Origin of the sequence: Intrasporangium flavum, from assembly GCF_001956915.1 — a bacterium.
In the GTDB taxonomy this organism is placed as follows: domain Bacteria; phylum Actinomycetota; class Actinomycetes; order Actinomycetales; family Dermatophilaceae; genus Monashia; species Monashia flava.
The window spans coordinates 201,755-221,180 of record NZ_MLJO01000010.1 but is presented as its reverse complement, the minus strand read 5'-3'; the positions used below and the strand labels follow the sequence as shown (position 1 = coordinate 221,180).

Below are 19,426 nucleotides of genomic sequence, written 5' to 3'. Positions count from 1 at the left end.
CCGAGCGAAACGCAGACGAGAGAGTGACGCGATGATCCACCCCCAGCAGACGTCGGGAATGCCGTTCGGCAAGTACGTGCCCTTCCACGAGCAGATCCCGTTCGACCTGCCCGACCGCACGTGGCCGACCAGGCGCATCGAGCAGGCCCCGCGCTGGTGCGCCGTCGACCTGCGTGACGGCAACCAGGCCCTCATCGACCCGATGAACTCCGAGCGCAAGCTGCGCATGTTCCAGCTGCTCGTGAAGATGGGCTACAAGGAGATCGAGATCGGCTTCCCGTCGGCGAGCCAGACCGACTTCGACTTCTGCCGCGAGCTCATCGACGGCGGCCACATCCCCGACGACGTGACGATCCAGGTGCTGACCCAGTGCCGCGACCACCTCATCGAGCGGACCTTCGACGCCATCCGTGGCGCGAAGGAGGCGATCGTCCACTTCTACAACTCGACCTCGATCCTGCAGCGCCGCGTCGTTTTCGGCCTCGACCAGGACGGCATCATCGACATCGCGGTGCAGGGTGCGCGCCTCATCAAGAAGCTCGAGGAGACGATCCCCGACACGACGATCTACTACGAGTACTCGCCGGAGTCCTACACCGGCACCGAGCTCGAGTTCGCGATGCGCATCTGCAACGCCGTCATCGACGTCATCGACCCGACGCCGGACCACAAGATGATCGTCAACCTGCCGGCGACGGTCGAGATGATCACCCCGAACGTCTATGCCGACTCGATCGAGTGGATGGTGCGCCACCTCGACCGGCGGGAGTCGCTCGTCGTCAGCCTGCACCCGCACAACGACCGCGGGACCGGCGTCGCCGCCGCCGAGCTCGGCTACCTCGCCGGCGCCGACCGCATCGAGGGGTGCCTGTTCGGCAACGGCGAGCGTACCGGCAACGTCGACCTCGTCACCCTCGGCATGAACCTCTTCAGCCAGGGCATCGACCCGCAGATCGACTTCAGCGACATCGACGAGATCCGCCGCACCGTCGAGTACTGCAACCAGCTGCCCGTCGGCGAACGCCACCCCTACGGCGGCGACCTCGTGTTCACCGCCTTCAGCGGCTCGCACCAGGACGCCATCAAGAAGGGCTTCGAGGCCATGGAGGTCGAGGCCAAGGAGAAGGGCACGAGCGTCGACGACCTCGTCTGGGGCGTGCCCTACCTGCCCGTGGACCCGCACGACCTCGGCCGCTCGTACGAGGCCGTCGTGCGCGTCAACAGCCAGTCCGGCAAGGGCGGCGTCTCCTACATCATGAAGTCCGAGCACCAGATGGACCTGCCGCGCCGGCTCCAGATCGAGTTCTCCGGCGTCGTGCAGCGCGGCGTCGACCAGGACGGCGGCGAGGTCGCCCCGGCCGAGCTGTGGGGACGCTTCCAGGACGAGTACCTGCCCGACCCGGCGAAGCCGTGGGGCCGGTTCGAGCTCGTCAACGTCGTCACCGACTCGACCGTCGACGGCGAGAGCACCATCGAGGCCACGGTCACCGACGGCGGTGAGCCGGTCACCATCACGGGTCGCGGCAACGGCCCGATCGCGGCCTTCCTCGACGCCTTCATGACGATCGAGGGCGCCCCCGACATGCGCGTCCTCGACTACGCCGAGCACGCCCTGTCGGCCGGTGGCGACGCCCGCGCCGCGGCCTACGTCGAGTGCGCGATCGGGCCGCGCGTCCTCTGGGGCGTCGGCGTCGACTCCTCGATCGTGACGGCCTCGCTCAAGGCGGTCGTGTCGGCCTGCAACCGCGCCTACCGCGACCGCGTCGCCGAGGAGGCAGCCGCCGCCGGCGCCGCGGGGTGAGATAGCGTCACGGTCCATGGACTCCGCCCTCGGCCGGACGCTGCTCCGGCTCGTCGGCGCCTGTCTGCTCGCCGTGGCCGTCGTCGGACTCGTCGCGCCGCGAGCCGTCAACACCCCGTACCGCTGGTACGTCGTCGTGCCGGCCTGCGTCGCGCTGCTGGCCGTCGCAGCGTTCGCCCGCTCACCGCGGTGGGTGCGCGCGCGCTGGGTCGGGCCGGTGCTGGCCGTGGTCGGCGGGGTGGTCGCCACGCTCGTCGGCCTGGCCGGGCGCTACGACTACGGGTGGGACGCCCGCGTCGTCATGGACCTCGCGCGGGCGCTCCACGCCGGCCGCCCCATCGGCGACGGCGGCTACGACTACCTGTCGCTCTACCCCAACAACCTGCCGCTCCTCGCGATCGACCGGGCCGGCGTCGAGGTCGGCGCACGGCTGGGCTGGTCACCGGACGCCGTCCTCATCGTCATCACCGGCGCGTGCGTCGCGGCGACGCTGCTCGCCGTCGACGCGCTCGTGCGCCGGGTGCGCGGGCCCGGGGCGGCGGTCGGCGCCCAGCTGGTGACGCTCGTCCTCGTCGGCACGAGCCCGTGGCTCGCGGTGCCGTACACCGACTACTTCGCGATGCCGTTCCTCGCGGCCGGGGTGGCGCTCGCCGCGCGCGCCCTGCTGCCCGGGGGCGAGAGCGCCGGCGAGGTCTCCGCGCGCGCCCGCACGGTGCGCGTCCTCACGTGGGTGGCGGCCGTCGTCTGCTACGGCCTCGCCTACGCGATCAAGACGACGCCGGCGGTCGTCGTCATCGCCACGGTGCTCACCGTGGTCGTGGCCGTGTTCGACGGCAACCACGCCCCACGCGGCCGCGCCATCGCGCTGGCCGGCTCCGTCGTGGCCGTGGGCGTCTTCCTCGGGATCGCCCTGGCCACCCCGGTCGTGTCGGCGCGGGCCGCGGGCGTCGACCCCGGCCGGCTGCGCGCCGACGTGACCCCGCCAGTCCTGTGGTGGCTTGCCAACGGGATGAACGAGCAGGTCGCGCCCGACGGCGTCGTCAACTACGGCACGTACTCCCGCGAGATGGTCGTCGCGATCGACGGGCTCACCCCCGAGCAGATGACCGACTATGCGCGCACCTACATCGCCGACCGCTGGGCCGAGCGCGGTCCCGGCGGGACGCTCGCGTTCTACGCCGACAAGGTTGCCTGGAACTGGGGCGACGGCATGTTCTGGGCCTGGGGGGAGGGCCCGGACTCCCTGCCCGGGCGGTTGGCCGACGCCGACGGTGTCGTGGGGGTCGTCCACTCCCTCAACGGGTTCCACGGTTCGGCCTACGACTGGCGGGCCGACGTGACCCAGGCGCTGTGGCTCGCCGTCCTCGTCGTCGCGGGCGTCGGCCTGCTCCGCGCGCCCTATCGGCGTGACGTGCTGCTCGTGGCGCTCACGGTGCTCGGTATCGCGACGTTCACCCTGCTGTTCCAGGGCCGGTCGCGCTACGTGTTCACCTTCGCGCCGCTCGTCGTCGCGCTCGCGGCCATGGTGCGGGTGCGCGCCGGGACGCGGCGGCGACGACGTCTCGGCGCCGCCACCGCCGCGTCCGGGAGCGCGACCGGCATCACGTCCGACGCCGGCTGAGCCGGCCCTCCGAGGACCGGCCCAGCCGGACGCGTCGAGGCGGCGGTCAGTCGATCGAGCCGCGCAGCACCGAGTCGACGGCCGCGAGCGCGGCCGGGTCGCCGGAGCGGCTCAGCTCGCCGGCCACCGGCCGGTTCCACAGCCAGCAGTCGAGGTCGGCGGCGGTGCCGCACACCTCGGGGGCCGACGCGTCGGGGCCCTCGCCCGCGGCCGGGCCGTCGGCGACGAGGAAACGCAGCAGGTCGATGTCGCGACCGTCGTAGGTGCCGGTGACCCGGACCGGGGTGACGGTCCACGCGTGCATGGTGTCGACCGTTGCGATGGTGACCGGCGCGCCGAGCTGCTCGTGCGACAGCCCGGGCTCGGGCTCGTACCCGCGCATGATCCGCAAGGCCTCGTCGACGCCGTCGGCCGCCAGTCGCGCGTCGATGGGGGCGCGGTCGGCCGGGTCGATGCCCGCCGTGGCCTCGGCGTCGAGGCGGTGGACGAGTGCCTCGTGGGCCTGGCGGCGCCGGATGTAGCCCGCCGTGTGCTCGTCGGCCCACATCCACAGCTCGGTGTCGGGGGACAGCTGCGAGAGCTGCTCGTGGAGGCGGGCGCTCGACCCGTCGAAGGCGGCGAGCAGCCCGGCGCGGTCGGCCGGGCGCTCCGGGCGGCTGTCGCCGTGGGCCTCGACCTGCTCGGACGTGGTGAGGCGACCCTCGGCGATCCCGCCCCAGAACCACTGCACGTCGGCGAGGTGCCACAGCAGGTCGTCGGTGTCCCAGTCGGGGCACGTCGGGACGGTGGTCCCGGCGGGTGCGTCGGCCAGCACGTCGCGGAAACGCGCCGACTCGGAGGCGAGGTGGTCGAGGAAGGGAAGGTCTGCACCCGACGGGGCAGAGGGCATGCGTGCTCCTGTGATGGTGAGGCGGTTGACGTCGTGAGCGGGCGAGGCGAGGTCAGCGGACCCCGGCGACGCGGAACTGCACGGAGATGCGCGGTCCCATCGGCTCGGACGTCTTGGGGACCGCATGGTCCCACGTGCGCTGGCAGGAGCCGCCCATCACGACGAGGTCACCATGGCCGAGCGGGTAGCGCAAGCTCTTTTGCGTCGTGCCGGGGATGCCGCCGCCGTCGCGCGGGCGCAGCGCGAGGACGCGGGGCGAGCCCAGCGAGAGGATCGCGATCATCGTGTCGCTGTCGCGGGAGCGGCCGATGCGGTCGCCGTGCCAGGCGACGCTGTCGCGGCCGTCGCGGTAGAGGCACAGGCCCGCGGTGACGAACGGCTCGCCGAGCTCGGACGCGTAGTGCGCGCTCAGGGCGTCGCGGGCGCGGTCGAGGAGGGGGTGGGGGAGGCGCTCGCCCGCCGCGTAGAACTTGGTGAGCCGGGGGACGTCGACGACGTTGTCGTACATCTGTCGCCGTTCGGCGTGCCACGGCACGTCGTGCAGCAGCGCCGCGAAGAGCTCGTCGCCCGCCGCGAGCCAGCCGGGACGCACGTCGACCCAGGCGCCGCGGGCGAGGGGGTGCCGGCGCATCCCGGTGCCGACGTCGCGCAGCGTCATCTCGTCGGTGAGGTCGAGCAACGACCCCTGCAGGGTGAGGTCCATGCCGCCAGCCTAGCCCAGAATGTCGAACAGGTGTTCGATCCTCGCGGTGTCGCATCCGGGGGCCCGTCCGTCCGAGGCCCCGAGGCCCCGACGCGTCCGCCCCCTCCGGCGCGTGCGGTGCCCCGCGGCGTCGGTGGCGGGGGAGAATGGGCGCATGCCCCTCTATCGCGACGAGGCGATCGTCCTGCGCACCCACAAGCTGGGCGAGGCCGACCGCATCATCACGATGCTGACCCGCACCCGCGGGCGCGTGCGTGCCGTCGCCAAGGGCGTGCGTCGCACGAAGTCGCGCTTCGGCTCCCGGCTCGAGCCCGGCATGGTCGTCGACGTCCAGTGCTACGAGGGGCGCAACCTCGACACCGTGACCCAGGTCGAGACCCTCGCGCCGTACGGCGACGCCATCGCCCGCGACTACGCGGCCTACACGTGCGCCACCTCGATGCTCGAGACCGCGCTGCAGCTGACCGAGGAGCACGAGCCGCAGACCCAGCAGTACCTGCTGCTCTCCGGGGCGCTGCGCTCCCTCGCCGAGCGCAGCCACGACCCCGGGCTCGTCCTCGACGCGTACCTGCTGCGCTCGCTCGCGGTCGCGGGCTGGGCGCCGAGCTTCGTCGACTGCGCCCGCTGCGGCGCCGACGGCCCGCACCGGGCCTTCAACGTCCAGGCCGGTGGGGCGGTCTGCTCCTCGTGCCGCCCGCCCGGCTCGACGGCCCCCGCACCCGAGACGTTCGAGCTGCTCGCGGCGCTGCTCTCGGGCGACTGGGAGCTCGCCGACGACAGCGACCCGCGCCACCGGCGTCAGGGCAACGGTCTCGTCTCGGCGTTCCTCCAGTGGCACGTCGAGCGGGGGCTACGCTCTCTGCGGCTCGTCGAACGCGCCTGAGCCGCAAGCCCATCCGACACCGACCCGGAGAGCCATGACCCCAGCGACCCCGTACTCCCGCCCCTTCGCGCACCCGTCGGGCGCCACCGCTCCGGTCATCCCGGCCGACCTGCTCCCGAAGCACGTCGCCATCGTCATGGACGGCAACGGCCGGTGGGCCAACCAGCGCGGGCTGCCGCGCACCAAGGGGCACGAGGCAGGCGAGGCGTCGCTGCTCGACGTCGTGGCCGGGGCCATCGACGTCGGCGTGACGCACCTGTCGGCGTACGCCTTCTCGACGGAGAACTGGCGGCGCTCGCCCGAGGAGGTGCGCTTCCTCATGGGTTTCAACCGCGACGTGATCCGCCGCCGGCGCGACCAGCTGCACGAGTGGGGCGTGCGGATGCGCTGGGTCGGCCGCGCGCCGCGGCTGTGGCGCTCGGTCATCAAGGAGCTCGAGATCGCCCAGGAGCTGACCCAGCACAACACCGGGCTGACCCTCTACTTCTGCGTCAACTACGGCGGCCGGGCCGAGATCGCCGACGCCGTGCAGCGGATCGCCCATGACGTCAAGGACGGTCGCCTGCGACCCGGGTCGGTCGACGAGAAGACGATCAAGAAGTACCTCGACGAGCCGACGATGCCCGACGTCGACCTCTTCGTCCGCTCCTCCGGCGAGCAGCGCACGTCCAACTTCCTGCTCTGGCAGTCGGCCTACGCCGAGATGGTCTTCCAGAACCGCCTCTGGCCCGACTACGACCGGCGCGACCTCTGGGCCGCGATCGAGGAGTACGTCGCCCGCGACCGACGCTACGGCGGCGCGGTCGACACCCCGACCTCGTCCTGAGCCGACCCGCGCAGGGCTGGCGCGTCAGCGGTCGACGACGTTGACCTCGTACTGGCTGGCCGTGGGCGGGAACCCGGTGTCGAACTTCGCGTTGACGACGGCGAGCCGGTCACCGAACCGCGCGACGGTCGTGGGGGTCTCGAACAGGGGGCTCGTGACCGTCTTGAGCAGGCGGCCGGACGCCAGGTTGCCCGCGAGCCGGTACTCCGTCACCTGGTTGGAGAAGTTCTGCACGGCGTAGACCGTGCGCCCCTCGAGCAGGATGCCGTCCACGTTCGGCACGGAGACCCCGGCGATCGTCGCGCTGGCGCCCGTCCTCGGGTCGACGGTGTTGAGCACGGCGGAGTTGGTGTGCGCGACGACGAGCGTGTGGCCGTCGGCGCTCGCCTGGATGCCGTTGTTGTTGAAACCGGGCAGCAGCACCGCGGCCGGCCCGTGCAGGCGTAGCGTCCGGGCGGCGCCGAGAGCCCCGCTGCGGCTCACCGGGACGAGGTAGAGCTGGGCCTGCGAGGAGTCGGTGAACCACGCTCCGTCGCTCGTCACCGCCACGTCGTTGATGACCGGGTTGACGGTCGGGTCGGCCGGCGTCAGCTGGTAGGAGGCCAGGGACCTGCCGGTCCTCAGGTCGTAGACGTAGGCCTGCCCGGTGAACCCACCCGCGACGAACAGCAGCGAGTGGGCGAGGTCGACCCGTAGCCCGAGCGCCATGCGTCCGGCCGGTGCGTGGATGAACAGGGACGCCCTGCCGGTCCGCACGTCACCGCGGTAGATGTTGCCGGTGAAGAGCTCCCCGGCGTAGAACGTCGACCCCGCCCCCCGCGCGATGCCCTCGGCCGAGTGCGCGCCCGGCAGGACGATCTGCACCTGCCGGTGGACGGCCTGCGCCGGGGCAGCCACCCCGGCGAGCAGCACCAGCCCGATGAGCCCGATCGCGGCGCAGACGACCGACGCCAACCGCTTCGTGAGTCCCCTCATCCTCGACACCCCTCTCGCGCGGCGTCGCAGGAGGGCGCCACTGGAACGAACCCGAGACCGCGGCGGTTGGGACCGCCACCGTCCTCCAGCGTCCGCCGCTCCGGCCGCCGCGACAAGATGGCGAACTGCCCCATAGCGGGCCGGTTGCCGACCGGTTGCCGACCTGTTGCCGACCGGGCGTCGTCAGGTCGTGCGGCAGTCGGCGCAGGTGCCGAAGATCTCGAGGGTGTGCGTGACCTCGGAGAAGTCGTTCTCGGCGGCCACGGCGTCGGCCCACCTCTCGACGGCCGGGCCCTCGACCTCGACGGTGCGCCCGCACTGCCGGCAGACGAGGTGGTGGTGATGGTGGGTCGAGCAGGCCCGGTAGACGGCCTCCCCGTCGTCGGTGCGCAGGACGTCGACGGTGCCGGCCTCGACCATCGACTGCAGCGCCCGGTACACCGTCGCGAGGCCGACGCCCTCGCCGGCGTCGCGCAGCCGCGCGTGGACGGTCTGGGCCGAGGTGAACTCCTCGGAGCGGCCGAGCATCTCGGCGACAGCGGCCTGCTGACGCGTCGGGCGACGCGTGCCGCTCGCGCCCTGGCCCGCGCTGGTCGTCCTGCTCATCGGGTCGTCCTCGTCATCGTGTCGTCGTGGTGGTCGGGGCCGCCGGGCGTCTCCGCGCCCGCAGGCGCGCCGCCGGAGCCGTGCTCGTCGTAGTGCCCCTCGTGCGCCGCGTGCCGGTGCCCGTCGTGGACGTAGTCGACGTGGTCGCCGTGCGGGATCGCGGGATGCCCGCACTGGGCGCCGTGCTCGTGCGGGTGCACCTCGGCCACGGAGTGCCGTCGACCGCGCACCCGGGCCCGCAGGCCGGTGACGGCTGCGACGACGACGAAGATCGCGACCGACAGCAGCACGATCGAGCCGCCGGACGGGGTGTTGAGGGGGTAGGACACGACGACCCCACCGACGCTCGCGACGAGGCCGAACGCGACCGCCCAGCGGACGCCGCTGCCGAACGAGCGGGCGACGAGCTGTGCGGCGGCGTTCGGCACGATCATGAGCGCGCTGATGAGCAGCAGCCCGACGACGCGCATCGCGACGACGACGGTCGTGGCCGTCAGGACCGCGAGCACGATGTTGATCGGCAGCACGGGGATGCCGACGGCGCGGGCGTACTCCTCGTCGTTGGCGACGGCGAACAGGCGCGGCCGGAGCACCCACGTCGTCACCGCGACGACGACGGCAAGACCGGCGAACACCCAGATGTCGCCGCTCGTCGTCGTGAGGATCGAGCCGAAGAGGTACTTCATGAGGTTGGCCGGCGTGCCATCGGGGGAGCGGCTGATGATGACGACGCCGCCGGCGATGCCGCCGTAGAAGATGACGGCGAGGGCGACGTCGCCGTTGGTGCGCCCACGGGCCCGCAGCAGCTCGATGACGACGGCGGCGATCACCGCCGCGACGAGTGCCGTGAGCACCGGGGCGGTGCCGCTGACGAGGCCGATGGCGACGCCGGCCAGGGCGACGTGGCCCATGCCGTCGCCGATGAGCGAGAGCCGGCGCTGCACCAGGAAGATGCCGACCATCGGGGCGACCGTGCCCACGAGCAGCGCGGCGACGAGCGCCCGCTGCATGAAGTCGACGGTGAGGATGTCGCTGATCACGCGTCGCCTCCTCGGGCGTCGTCGAAGGGCCCTCGGCCCAGGACCGGCCGGGCCGTCTCGAGCTCGAGGTCGTGGTGGTGGCTGTCGTGCTCGTGGTGGACGGCGTCGCGGGAGGAGGCATACGCCTCGGGCGTGCCGTCGAAGACGATGCGCCCGGCGTCGACGACGACGATGCGCGTCAGCAGCCGTTCGAGGGCGCCGAGCTCGTGCGTGACGACGACCATGGTCACGCCGCGCTCGACGAGACGCTCGAGGACGTCGGCGAGCACGTGCTGGCTCGCGGCGTCGACACCCGCGGTCGGCTCGTCCATGACGAGGACGTCGGGCTGTCCGGCGAGGGCACGGGCGATGAGGACGCGACGCTGCTGACCACCCGAGAGCGTGCTGACCTCGGTGGCCGCGCGGTCGCCGAGGCCGACGACCTCGAGCGAGCGGGCGACGACCTGCCGGTCGGTGGCGCGCAGGCGCCCGAACCAGCCGAGCCGCGGCAGCCTGCCGGTCTCGACGATCTCCTCGGCGGTGGCACTGACCGACGCCGAGAGGGTGTGGCGCTGCGGCACGTAGCCGATCCGGGCCCGGTCGTGGAAGTCGTCGGCCGGGACGCCGAAGAGGGTGACCGCCCCCTCGGTGCGCTCGTTGAGGCCGAGGATGCCCTTCATGAGGGTCGACTTGCCCGAGCCGTTCGGCCCGACGACGGCGACGATCTCACCCCGTCGCACCGTGAGGTCGGCGCCGTGCAGGACGGTGCGCTCGCCGTAGCCGAAGCCGGCGCCCCGGACGTCGATGACGACGTCCGCAGAGCCTGCGGCCTGGACGGTGGGGGAGGCGTCCGGCGTCGGGGCCGGTGCGTCGGTGGCGCTCACTTGCACCCCAGTCCCGTCCGGAGGGCGGTGAGGTTGCTGCGCATGACCTCAAAGTAGTCCGTGCCGGCCGACGCCCCGGTGATCCCCTCGACGGGGTCCAGGGTGGCGACGGTGGCCCCGGTGGTGCGGGCGACGGTGTCGGCCAGCTGCGGCTCGGTGAGCGTCTCCTGGAAGATCGTCGTGACGCCCTCGGAGTGCACGAGGTCGCTCACCTCCTTGAGCCCGGCGGCGCTCGGCTCCGCCTCGGGGGAGATGCCCGCGATGCCGTGCTGGTCGAGGCCGTAGCGCTGGGCCAGGTAGCCGAAGGCGGCGTGGCTCGTGACGAGGACCGTCGAGCGGCACGACGCGAGACCGGTGCGGTAGTCGGCGTCGAGGGCGGTCAGCTTGTCGACGAACGCGGCGGTGTTCTTGGCGTAGGCCGCGGCGTTCGCGGGGTCGTCGGCGGAGAGCCGGGCCCCGATGGCCCTGGCCACGTCGGCGTAGCGCGTCGGGTCGAGCCAGAAGTGCGGGTCATCGGCCCCGTGGTCGTGGCCGTCACCGGAGGCATGGTCATCGCCGGCGGGTGCCCCGCCCGACGCGTCCGCCGGCGCCTCGGCGCCCTCGCCCGAGTGGTCGTGCCCGTCCTCGCTCGCCGGGAGGGTGAGCCTGGCGGGTCCGGCGACGTCGAGGACCCGGGCGGGGTCGACCTGGCCGATGCCGTCGTCGACGGCGGGCTGGAACCCGTCGGCGTAGACGACGAGTCGGGCCTTCGTCATCGACGCGAGGTCCTGGGGCGCGAGCTCGAGGTCGTGCGGCTCGGCGCCCGGCTTGGTGAGGACCCCGACCTGCTGGCCGCCGCCGACGATCTGCTGCGTCGCGAACTGCAGCGGGTAGAAGGAGGTGACGACGCCGCCCGACGCGGTCGACCCGGTGCTGCTGCACGCCCCGGCGGTCAGGACCACGAGAGAGAGGACGGGCAGGGCGGACAGGGTGGGGCGGAGTCGGCGCGGGGTCACATGACAATGATTCTCAAAGTGAGAATCATTGTCAAAACGGGGTCCGTCAGGCGGGCACGATCCGCACCACGGCGACGGCGAGGGCCAGCAGCAGGACCGCGCCGCGCATGAGGCGCTCCGGCAGCCGCAGCCGCTCCCACGTGAGGAAGAGGAACCACCCGAGCACGACCGCGACGAGCGCGAACGCGATGCCGCCCCAGGGGCGCGGGGCGAGCACACCGGCCACGAGGACGACGGCGAGGAGGCCGAGCGACACGGCACGCGGCACGCGCGCGAGGCGCTCGAGGAGCGGGTAGGACGCGTGCTCGACGCGGGAGCGGAAACTCAGGGCCACGCATCGAGCCTAGGGGACCGGCGCCGGTGCCCCCGACCGACGGGAGGGCAGGTGGAGAATGCACTGGCGCCAGCCCGATAACCTGTCCCGCATGGCCAAGCAGACATCCACCGTGGACACCGTCGTCAGCCTCTGCAAGCGCAGGGGCTTCGTCTTCCCGAGCGGTGAGATCTACGGAGGTACCCGGTCTGCGTGGGACTACGGCCCCCTCGGTGTCGAGCTCAAGGAGAACATCCGCCGCCAGTGGTGGAAGGCGATGGTGACGAGCCGCGACGACGTCGTCGGCCTCGACTCCTCGATCATCCTGCCGCGCGAGACGTGGGTGGCCTCGGGCCACGTCGGCACCTTCACCGACCCGCTCGTCGAGTGCCTCAACTGCCACAAGCGCCGCCGCCAGGACCACCTGCAGGAGGCGTACGCGGAGAAGAAGGGCCTCGCCGACCCCGACGCCGTGCCGATGACCGAGATCGTGTGCCCCGACTGCGGCACCAAGGGCCGCTGGACCGAGCCGCGCGACTTCCAGATGATGCTCAAGACCTACCTCGGCGTCATCGAGGACGAGTCGGGCCTGCACTACCTGCGACCCGAGACCGCCCAGGGCATCTTCGTCAACTTCCTCAACGTCATGCAGGCCTCGCGCAAGAAGCCGCCCTTCGGCATCGCCCAGACCGGCAAGAGCTTCCGCAACGAGATCACGCCGGGCAACTTCATCTTCCGCACCCGCGAGTTCGAGCAGATGGAGATGGAGTTCTTCGTCAAGCCGGGCGAGGACGAGCAGTGGCTGCAGTACTGGCTCGACGAGCGCACCCGCTGGTACACCGACCTCGGCATCAACCCCGACAACCTGCGCCACTTCGAGCACCCGGCCGACAAGCTGTCGCACTACTCCAAGCGCACCGTCGACATCGAGTACCGGTTCAACTTCGCCGGCTCGGAGTGGGGCGAGCTCGAGGGCATCGCCAACCGCACCGACTTCGACCTCGGCACGCACTCGAAGCACTCGGGCACCGACCTCGTCTTCTTCGACCAGACCACGGGGGAGCGCTACACCCCGTACGTCATCGAGCCGGCAGCCGGTCTGTCGCGCTCGCTCATGACCTTCCTCGTCGACGCCTACACCGAGGACGAGGCGCCCAACACCAAGGGCGGCGTCGACAAGCGCGTCGTGCTCCGCCTCGACCCGCGCCTGGCCCCGGTCAAGGCCGCGGTGCTCCCGCTGTCGCGCAACGCCGACCTCTCGCCGAAGGCCCGCGACCTCGCCGCCACGCTGCGTCGTCACTGGAACATCGACTTCGACGACGCCGGCGCGATCGGCAAGCGCTACCGCCGCAACGACGAGATCGGCACGCCGTTCTGCATCACGGTCGACTTCGACACCCTCGAGGACCAGGCCGTCACGATCCGCGAGCGCGACTCCATGGCCCAGGAGCGCGTCGCGCTCGACAAGGTCGAGGGCTGGCTGGCCCAGCGCCTCGTCGGCTGCTGACGCAGCCGCACCGGCTCCCGTCGCCACGCCGTCGCCCGTGACCACCACGGGCGGCGGCGTCGTGCGCGACGGGACGGGCGTCCGTGCCGAGCACCCCGCCGGGGTGGTCGACGCGGACGTGGGTGGTGGTCACGGTGCGCGGCGGTCCCGGTCAGGGTGGCCGCCGCCGCACCGGTGACCCCTCGTGCCGGGAGTCAGGCCGGCGGCGCGAGCAGCTCGGCGAGCTCGTCGCGCCGGTGACGCGTGCCCGAGCGGGCGTCGAACGCCTCGGCGAGCGCGTGCGCGCGGGCTGCCGCCGTGCGGCGCAGGTCCTCGACCGCCTCGGGCAACGGCCGTGCCCCGGGGCTCCCGGGAGCACGGTGCAGCGCGCAGGCCACGGCCGAGGAGAGCAGGTAGGCCTCCAGGTCGTGCCCCGAGAAGGTCGGGTGCCCGGCCAGGACGAGCGCGCGCCGCCCGGCGGCCCGCCGGCGCCCGCGCAGGGCCAGGCCGACGACGTGGCCCGCCGCGGCCGCGGGGGCGTCCTCGCCGCGGTCGAACCAGGCCAGCACCGCGGGCCGGCCCCGGCGGGAGGCCCACCGGGCCAGGGCCTCGTCCCCGCCCCGGGCCGCGAGGGCGTGGAGGAGGCCGAACGACATGCGTGGTTCCTGGTGGCAGGCGCGTGGGGCATCGACGGCCCGGCGCAGGTCGGCGACCCCGCGCCCACGGTCCGAACGCACCCGGACCAGGGCGACCTCCCTCGCCTCGCAGGTCGGGCAGTCGGCGAGGGCATCGACGGGCAGGGCAGCTGCTGCGGCGAGGAGCAGGTCGGCCGCGGCGGCGTCCCCGCGCTCGCCCGCGCACCGGGCCCGCACGAGCGCGATGCTGCGCGTGCTGAGCCCGGCCGCGGTGGCGAGGCGTTCTGCCCGATCGGCGAGCTGCTCGACCGCGTCGAGGCCGCAGGCCGGCGTCGCCAGCATGGTGTCGAGGGCGCACTTGGCACGCCAGAGCACGGCCAGCCGCTCGGCGTCGTCGGCCTCTGCCGCCTCGACGCGGTCGAGCATCCACGTGACGTGCTCGAGGTCGGCGACCCGCTGCGGGAGACCGTGGCCCGCGTCGATGACGTGCATGCGGACCCACAGCTCGTCGTGAACGTCACGACCGCGCACCCGGTCGAGGAGCGCGTCGGCGGCCTCGCGGCGACGGGCGCCGGGCGGCAGGGCGTCGAGCCGGCGCAGCGCGTCGGCGACGTCGGCGGTGAGCCGGTTCTCGGGGTGCATGGGCGCATGGTGCCACGTCGCCACGCGCGGGCGCGCGAATCATTCCCCGCGACAAGGAGATCCGCATCCGGAGACGTTCGTCCTGACGATGAAAGTGGTTTCCAGACCTCCTCTTGACCGAACCATCGACCAAGCCGGGAACGCTCCTTGGACCGGTCTGGAGGCGCGCTTCCTAGGTTTCTCCACGCCGGCCGGTAACCACGGCCGGGAGACCGAACAGGAGAAGCTCACATGATCCGGACCCGTCTCACCGTGCTCGCCGCCACCGCGGCGGTCGCGACCGCCCTGACCACCCTTCCCGCGGCCGCGTCGACGCTCGCTGCCGACGCACCGTCGCCGACCCCCTCCGCCTCCACCGACTCCGGCCTGTCCGTCGCCGAGATGTCGGCGCGGTGGCTGGCGAAGGACCGCGGCATCACCCTCGCCGCCGCCCGCGACCGGGTCGCCGCCCAGGACGGCCAGGCCCGCACCTCCGCCGCCCTCGAGCGCTCCCTCGGGGCGCGCGCCGGCGGCTCGTACATCGACGCCGGCACCGGCCGCCTCGTCGTCAACGTCGTCGACGCCCGGTCGGTGGCTGCGGTCCGGCAGGCCGGCGCCACGGCTCGCGTCGTCGACCGCTCCTCGGCCGCCCTGGGCGCCGTCGAGCACGCCGCCCGCCAGCGCGCCGGGTCCGACGTCGTCGCCTCCTACGCCGACCCGGTGACGAACTCGGTGGTGCTCACGGTCCCGGCCGCCCGCGTCACGGACGTCCGTGGCGACGTCGCCGGCCTCGACGGGGTCCGCGTCGAGGGCACGACGGCCCGGACGACGACGCAGGCCAACGTCTACGGCGGCCAGCAGATCGAGTTCTCCGGCTACGTCTGCTCGCTCGGCTTCAACGCCACCCGCGCCGGCTCGCCCGTCTTCATCACGGCAGGCCACTGCGGCGAGGGCTACCAGACCTTCAGCAAGGGCGGCGTCACGCTCGGCTCGACGCAGGCCTACTCCTTCCCGGGCAACGACTACGCGTACTCGACGCTCACCTCGAGCTGGACCGGTGTCGGGGCCGTCGACCTCTACGACGGCGTCAACGCCCGACGCGTCACCGGCTACTCGAACGCGCCCGTCGGCACCGCGATCTGCAAGTCCGGCCGCACGACCGGCTGGACGTGCGGATCGGTGCAGGCCAAGAGCGTCACGGTCAACTACAGCAACGGTGACGGCACCTTCAGCACGGTCAGCGGCCTGACCAAGAGCAACACGTGCACCGAGGGCGGCGACTCGGGCGGTTCGTGGATGGCCAGCACGACCGCGCAGGGCGTGACGAGCGGTGGCGCCGGCTACGGCGCGAACTCGGTCTGCGGCGAGAAGGTCGGGCAGCCGAACATCGCCTACTTCCAGCCCGTCGACGAGATCATCTCGGCCTACGGCCTGACCCTCAGGACGTCGTGACGCGCTGACGTCACGACCCGCGCCGCACCCGTACCCCCTGGCGGGCGGCGGCAGCGACGGAACGGCCCGCATCGCCTCGGCGCGGTGCGGGCCGTTGCCGTACGCGCCCCTCCCGCGCTTCACCCCACGGTGTCGGACCCGACGAGCAGACTTCGAGCATGACCCCCGACGAGGTCCTCGACGCGACGCCGGCCGACCGGGCCACGGCCGCCGCCGACGCGCTGGGCGACGACGCACTCGTCCCGTGGTGCGCCGACCTGCTCACCGGCCGGAGCGCGTGGGGCGAGCCGGGGTCGCCCGACCTCGGCTGGGTCGGGGGCCGGGCCTCGCGGACGTGGGGCGCACCCGACCGGCTCGTGGGCGAGCGCGACTACTGGGCGCGGGTGTGGGCGGCTCGCACGCTGCTGTACGTCTGGGACGACCGCTACGGCGGCGACGTCGTCGCGGGGCTGGGCGACCCGGCGTGGCGGGTCCGCGAGATGTGCGCGAAGGTGGCCGCACGCTGGGGCGTCGGCGAGGCCGGCGAGGCGTGCGCGCGCCTCGTCACCGACGACGACACGACGCGCGTCCGGGCGGCCGCGGCGCGGGTGCTCGGGGCGGTGGGGGAGGCGGAGCACGCGCCCGCCCTCCACGAGGCGCGGGCGGATGCCGAGGAGTCGGTCAGGGTCGCCGCCGAACGCGCGCTCGTCCGGATGCGACGCCGCCTCGACCGCGACGTCTGAGCGCGACGCCTGACCGCGACGATTTACCGCGACGGCTGACCGTGTCCCGCCGCGTTCGCCGGCGGCGCTCAGCCGGGGGTGCGTCCGGTGGCCACGGGGCGCGACGCGTCGCGGATCCACTCGCTCCACGAGCCGGGGTAGAGCGTGGCGTCCACCCCGATCTCGGCGAGCGCCAGCACGTGGTGCGCCGCGGTGACGCCGGAGCCGCAGTAGACGCCGACGGCCCGGCCGTCGGAGGGCGCGTCGGCACCCGCGTCGGCACCCGCGTCGGCACGGCTGGGCGCCTCGGCGGCGACGACCCGTGCCCAGTGCTCGGCGAGGTCGTCGCGGAACCGGCCGTCGGGACCGACCAGCGCGGCCGTCGGTGACGTGACGGCACCGGGGACGTGGCCGGCGACGGGGTCGATCGGCTCCACCTCGCCCGCGTACCGCTCGGTGGCGCGGGCGTCGACGAGCAGGCCGGCGCGGGCGAGCGCGGCGGCGCCGTCGGCGTCGAGCGTCGGCAGGCTGCCGAGGTGCACGGTGCCCTCGCCGTGCCGGTCGGCCGGCTCCTCGGTGCTCACCGGCAGCCCGGCGGCCGTCCAGGCCGCGAAACCACCGTCGAGCACCCGGACGTCGGGCACGCCGGCCCAGCGCAGCACCCACCAGGCGCGGGCGGCGGCCATGGCGTCGCGGGCGTCGTAGACGACGACGCGCGAGCCGGGGCCGATGCCGCAGCGCCGGACGAGCCGCTCGAGGGTCGCGGCGTCGGGCAGCGGGTGCCGCCCTCCCTCGCCGGGTGCCGCGGCGAGCTCGCTGTCGAGGTCGACGAAGAACGCGCCCGGCACGTGGCCGGCGTCGTAGCCGGGGCGCCCGACGGGCCCTTCGGTGGCGGCGCGACCGGCAGTGAGCGCCCAGCGGACGTCGAGGACGACGACGTCCTCGATCTCGTGGGCGAGCTCGGCGGCGGAGATGAGGTGGCTCACCGCGCCATCGTGGCATCCTCGCGGTGTGCCCGCCGACCCGACCCGACCGCAGCTGGTCCTCGTCCACGGGTCACGCCTGTCGAGCGCGCAGTGGCTGCCGCAGCTGCCCCTGCTCGAGCCGCACGCGGACGTCCGGCTCGTCGACCTGCCGGGGCACGGTGCGCGCGCGGCCGAGGCCTTCACCCTCGACCGGTGCGTCGAGGTCGTCGACGAGGCGGTGCGGCGCAGCGGCGCCCGGGGCCCGGTCGTGCTCGTCGGGCACTCGCTGGGCGGCTTCGTCGCGATGGAGTACGCGGCCCGGCACGGAGACGCGCTGGCCGGGCTCGTCCTCGCCGGCGCGAGCGCGCGGCCGCAGGGTGCCGGGGCTGCCGCGTACCGCGTCGTCGGGGCGCTGACCGACCGGCTCGGCCCCGCCCGGATGACCCGGGTCAACGACCGCGTGCTGCACCGCCTCTACCCGGCCGAGCGCATCGACCCGGTGATCGCCGGCGGCTACTGGTTCGCCCCGACGACGACCGCCTGGCGCGAGGTCATGGACGCCTGCCGGCCCGCGTCGCTGGCCCGTCTCGCGTGCCCCGTGCTGCTGCTCAACGGCCGGTGGGACCAGTTCCGCCTCGGCGTCCCAGGGTTCCGCCACGACGTCCCCGCGGTCCGCGTCGAGACGATCCGGGGGGCCGGGCACCTGGCCAACCTCGACCAGCCCGAGGCGTTCGCCGAGGCGCTGCTGCGCTTCACCAGGGAGGCCGCCGATTCGGCCCACGGCGCCTGATGCGGGACAATCGGTCCTCGTGACCGACCTGCTGAGCCCGCCCGCCGCACCCACCGGACCCGTCCCGGTGCTGCCGCCGCTGCGCATCGGTCGCCACGTCATCGAGTCGCCGGTCGTGCTCGCGCCGATGGCCGGCATCACCAACCGGGCCTTCCGCCGGCTGTGCCGCGAGTACGGCGACGAGGGAACGGCCCTGGGTGGCGCGTCGGGGGCGACCAGCCTCTACGTCAGCGAGATGATCACCTCGCGGGCCCTCGTCGAGCGCACCCCCGAGACGATGCGCCTCATCGAGCACGACCCCGAGGAGAACCCGCGCTCGATCCAGCTCTACAGCGTCGACCCGGCCACGGCCCGCGCGGCCGCCCGGATCCTCGTGCAGGAGGACCGCGCCGACCACATCGACCTCAACTTCGGCTGCCCCGTCCCGAAGGTGACCCGCAAGGGCGGCGGCTCGGCGCTGCCGTGGAAGAAGGACCTCTTCCGCCGCATCGTCGGCGCGGTCGTCGAGGAGGGCTCGCGCCGCGACATCCCGGTCACCGTCAAGATGCGCAAGGGCATCGACGACGACCACATGACCTTCCTCGACGCTGGCCTGGCCGCCGAGCAGGAGGGCGTCGCCGCCGTCGCGCTGCACGGGCGGACGGCCTCGCAGGCCTACTCGGGCACCGCCGACTGGTCGGCCATCCGGGCGCTCAAGGAGACCGTCAGGACCGTGCCGGTGCTCGGCAACGGCGACATCTGGTCGGCCGAGGACGCCCTGCGGATGGTCGAGGAGACCGGCTGCGACGGCGTCGTCGTGGGCCGGGGCTGCCTGGGCAGGCCGTGGCTCTTCACCGACCTCGCGGCCGCCTTCGCCGGGTCGAGCGTCAGGGTCACGCCCACGCTCGGCGAGGTGGCGCGCACGCTGCGGACCCACGCCGTGTACCTCACCGACTTCTACGGCGAGGAGGACCGGGCCTGCCGCGACATCCGCAAGCACATCGCGTGGTACCTCAAGGGTTTCCCGGCCGGTTCGACCATCCGCAACTCGCTCGCGCTCGTCGACTCGCTCGCCGCCCTCGACACGCTGCTGGCCTCGCTCGACCCCGACGCCCCGTGGCCGGGTGACGCTGCCGAGGGCCAGCGCGGCCGCGCCGGCTCGCCGCGCCGCGTCGCCCTGCCCGACGGCTGGCTCGACTCGCGCGACTTGTCGCCGGAGCACGAGCGCACCATCGCCGAGGCCGAGCTGTCGGTCAGCGGCGGCTGAGCGCGCCGCCGCGGC

At 73.5% G+C, this 19,426-nt stretch carries 19 protein-coding genes; 9 read left to right on the top strand and 10 right to left on the bottom strand.

Translation table 11 applies throughout. The features are described from left to right. The first annotated feature begins 31 nt into the window (after window positions 1-31). Window positions 32-1,801, top strand: a complete 1,770-nt coding sequence (gene leuA / locus BIV28_RS08625) for a 2-isopropylmalate synthase (RefSeq protein WP_076260992.1) — start codon at window positions 32-34, stop codon at window positions 1,799-1,801. 16 nt (window positions 1,802-1,817) lie between these two features. After that, window positions 1,818-3,422 carry a hypothetical protein gene (locus BIV28_RS08620; protein WP_076260991.1) on the top strand — a complete coding sequence of 535 codons (1,605 nt, stop codon included), beginning with the start codon at window positions 1,818-1,820 and terminating at the stop codon, window positions 3,420-3,422. Between the two features lie 46 nt (window positions 3,423-3,468). Here BIV28_RS08620 and BIV28_RS08615 read toward each other — a convergent pair whose 3' ends face one another. Then, complete coding sequence (locus BIV28_RS08615) at window positions 3,469-4,311, bottom strand: maleylpyruvate isomerase family mycothiol-dependent enzyme (RefSeq protein WP_076260989.1); 843 nt, start codon at window positions 4,309-4,311, stop codon at window positions 3,469-3,471. A 52-nt stretch (window positions 4,312-4,363) separates the two neighbouring features. After that, window positions 4,364-5,014, bottom strand: coding sequence for an alpha-ketoglutarate-dependent dioxygenase AlkB (locus tag BIV28_RS08610; RefSeq protein WP_076260988.1), 651 nt, complete (start codon window positions 5,012-5,014; stop codon window positions 4,364-4,366). A gap of 154 nt (window positions 5,015-5,168) precedes the next feature. Between BIV28_RS08610 and recO the strand changes: the two genes are divergently transcribed. Both recO and BIV28_RS08600 read left to right on the top strand, forming a co-directional pair. Continuing rightward, window positions 5,169-5,897 carry a DNA repair protein RecO gene (gene recO, locus BIV28_RS08605; RefSeq protein WP_076260986.1) on the top strand — a complete coding sequence of 243 codons (729 nt, stop codon included), beginning with the start codon at window positions 5,169-5,171 and terminating at the stop codon, window positions 5,895-5,897. Window positions 5,898-5,931: 34 nt separating this feature from the next. After that, window positions 5,932-6,723, top strand: a complete 792-nt coding sequence (locus tag BIV28_RS08600; protein WP_076260985.1) for an isoprenyl transferase — start codon at window positions 5,932-5,934, stop codon at window positions 6,721-6,723. Window positions 6,724-6,747: 24 nt separating this feature from the next. Here the strand turns inward: BIV28_RS08600 and BIV28_RS08595 are convergent, their stop codons facing one another. The 6 genes from BIV28_RS08595 to BIV28_RS08570 all read right to left on the bottom strand — a co-directional run bounded on the left by BIV28_RS08595 (window position 6,748) and on the right by BIV28_RS08570 (window position 11,536). Further along, window positions 6,748-7,698, bottom strand: a complete 951-nt coding sequence (locus BIV28_RS08595) for an SMP-30/gluconolactonase/LRE family protein (RefSeq protein WP_076260983.1) — start codon at window positions 7,696-7,698, stop codon at window positions 6,748-6,750. Window positions 7,699-7,881: 183 nt separating this feature from the next. After that, window positions 7,882-8,304, bottom strand: a complete 423-nt coding sequence (locus tag BIV28_RS08590) for a Fur family transcriptional regulator (protein ID WP_076260982.1) — start codon at window positions 8,302-8,304, stop codon at window positions 7,882-7,884. Continuing rightward, window positions 8,301-9,341 carry a metal ABC transporter permease gene (locus BIV28_RS08585; protein WP_083707180.1) on the bottom strand — a complete coding sequence of 347 codons (1,041 nt, stop codon included), beginning with the start codon at window positions 9,339-9,341 and terminating at the stop codon, window positions 8,301-8,303. Before BIV28_RS08585 ends, BIV28_RS08590 begins: the two co-directional genes overlap by 4 nt. Next, window positions 9,341-10,207, bottom strand: coding sequence for an ATP-binding cassette domain-containing protein (locus BIV28_RS08580; protein ID WP_083707161.1), 867 nt, complete (start codon window positions 10,205-10,207; stop codon window positions 9,341-9,343). The genes BIV28_RS08585 and BIV28_RS08580 overlap by 1 nt, the downstream gene beginning before the upstream one ends. Then, window positions 10,204-11,202 carry a metal ABC transporter substrate-binding protein gene (locus BIV28_RS08575; protein ID WP_076260980.1) on the bottom strand — a complete coding sequence of 333 codons (999 nt, stop codon included), beginning with the start codon at window positions 11,200-11,202 and terminating at the stop codon, window positions 10,204-10,206. The genes BIV28_RS08580 and BIV28_RS08575 overlap by 4 nt, the downstream gene beginning before the upstream one ends. Window positions 11,203-11,248: 46 nt before the next feature. Continuing rightward, a complete protein-coding gene (locus BIV28_RS08570; RefSeq protein WP_076260979.1) occupies window positions 11,249-11,536 on the bottom strand; it encodes a DUF6703 family protein in 288 nt (95 codons plus the stop codon). A gap of 91 nt (window positions 11,537-11,627) precedes the next feature. Here BIV28_RS08570 and BIV28_RS08565 point away from each other — a divergent pair, with 91 nt between their 5' ends. Next, window positions 11,628-13,022 (top strand): glycine--tRNA ligase, encoded by a 1,395-nt coding sequence (locus BIV28_RS08565; RefSeq protein ID WP_076260977.1) that lies wholly within the window; start codon window positions 11,628-11,630, stop codon window positions 13,020-13,022. A 194-nt stretch (window positions 13,023-13,216) separates the two neighbouring features. On the opposite strand, the gene BIV28_RS08560 is transcribed toward BIV28_RS08565, so the two are convergent. Continuing rightward, entirely contained in the window at window positions 13,217-14,278 is a 1,062-nt protein-coding gene (locus BIV28_RS08560; protein WP_076260975.1) for a hypothetical protein, read from the bottom strand. Window positions 14,279-14,509: 231 nt separating this feature from the next. On the opposite strand from BIV28_RS08560, the gene BIV28_RS08555 reads away from it, so the two are divergent. Both BIV28_RS08555 and BIV28_RS08550 read left to right on the top strand, forming a co-directional pair. Further along, window positions 14,510-15,709 carry a S1 family peptidase gene (locus BIV28_RS08555; protein ID WP_076260974.1) on the top strand — a complete coding sequence of 400 codons (1,200 nt, stop codon included), beginning with the start codon at window positions 14,510-14,512 and terminating at the stop codon, window positions 15,707-15,709. A 158-nt stretch (window positions 15,710-15,867) separates the two neighbouring features. Then, a complete protein-coding gene (locus BIV28_RS08550; protein WP_083707160.1) occupies window positions 15,868-16,431 on the top strand; it encodes a HEAT repeat domain-containing protein in 564 nt (187 codons plus the stop codon). 68 nt (window positions 16,432-16,499) lie between these two features. Here BIV28_RS08550 and BIV28_RS08545 read toward each other — a convergent pair whose 3' ends face one another. Further along, the gene (locus BIV28_RS08545; RefSeq protein ID WP_076260972.1) at window positions 16,500-17,396 is read right to left on the bottom strand and encodes a sulfurtransferase; all 897 of its coding nucleotides are present in this window, start codon (window positions 17,394-17,396) and stop codon (window positions 16,500-16,502) included. A gap of 25 nt (window positions 17,397-17,421) precedes the next feature. Here BIV28_RS08545 and BIV28_RS08540 point away from each other — a divergent pair, with 25 nt between their 5' ends. Continuing rightward, the gene (locus BIV28_RS08540) at window positions 17,422-18,165 is read left to right on the top strand and encodes an alpha/beta fold hydrolase (protein ID WP_242652848.1); all 744 of its coding nucleotides are present in this window, start codon (window positions 17,422-17,424) and stop codon (window positions 18,163-18,165) included. Between the two features lie 19 nt (window positions 18,166-18,184). After that, window positions 18,185-19,411, top strand: coding sequence for a tRNA dihydrouridine synthase DusB (dusB, locus tag BIV28_RS08535; RefSeq protein ID WP_076260971.1), 1,227 nt, complete (start codon window positions 18,185-18,187; stop codon window positions 19,409-19,411). The last annotated feature ends 15 nt before the right edge of the window (window positions 19,412-19,426 follow it).